Annotated in this window: 1 protein-coding gene; it reads left to right on the top strand. The window is 59.0% G+C overall.

Annotation, left to right across the window (positions count from 1 at the left end; genetic code table 11):
- Positions 1-34: 34 nt before the first annotated feature.
- A partial coding sequence (locus SB764_RS40220; RefSeq protein WP_410866784.1) for a SprT-like domain-containing protein occupies positions 35-273 on the top strand: 239 nt, incomplete at its 3' end.

Raw genomic sequence — 273 nt, 5'->3', positions numbered from 1 at the left:
CAAGCTGCGGGGCCAGAAAGCCGGTGTCGCGCATTTGCACGAGAACCTGCTGCGTTTCAACCCCCAGTTGTACCGAGAAAACAGCCAGCACTTCCTGAAACAGACCGTGGCCCACGAAGTCGCGCACCTGATCGCCCACCAGTTGTTTGGCGAGCGCATCCAACCCCATGGCGAAGAATGGCAATTGATCATGCGCGGGGTTTACGAACTGCCGCCGGATCGTTGCCACACCTATGCCGTGAAACGCCGGCAAGTCACCCGCTATATCTACCG

The organism is Paraburkholderia sp. SIMBA_027 (assembly GCF_046535315.1).
GTDB classification, from domain to species: Bacteria; Pseudomonadota; Gammaproteobacteria; order Burkholderiales; family Burkholderiaceae; genus Paraburkholderia; species Paraburkholderia tropica.
The sequence above is the reverse complement of the archived record's forward strand: the minus strand, read 5'-3'. Positions and strand labels throughout refer to the sequence as shown.